The sequence below is a fragment of the Paraburkholderia sp. SIMBA_054 genome, from assembly GCF_046534875.1.
In the GTDB taxonomy this organism is placed as follows: Bacteria; Pseudomonadota; Gammaproteobacteria; order Burkholderiales; family Burkholderiaceae; genus Paraburkholderia; species Paraburkholderia hospita.
The window spans coordinates 1-242 of the sequence record NZ_JAWRXV010001555.1 but is presented as its reverse complement, the minus strand read 5'-3'; the positions used below and the strand labels follow the sequence as shown (position 1 = coordinate 242).

General features: G+C 43.8%; 1 protein-coding gene. It reads left to right on the top strand.

The genetic code is table 11. The features are described 5' to 3' along the window. Window positions 1-242, top strand: a 242-nt coding sequence (locus tag SB822_RS60270) for a PTS glucitol/sorbitol transporter subunit IIC (protein WP_410859539.1), incomplete at both ends; no start/stop codon positions are given.

The following is a 242-nucleotide window of genomic DNA, read 5'->3' as shown; positions in this document are numbered from 1 at the left end:
CCCATTGTTGATTGTGCTCATCACGGCTATCAATGCACTGATCCGGTTGATCGGTGAAGAACGCATCAATCGCCTGGCAGCAAAGAGCACGAAAAACATTATTCTGCGCTATACGATATTCCCGGTATTGGCTGTGTTTTTCTTAACCAATCCAATGGCTTACACATTCGGCAAATTCCTGCCTGAAAAACAAAAACCGGCTTTTTATGATTCCGCTGTATCTTTCGTCCATCCAATTACAG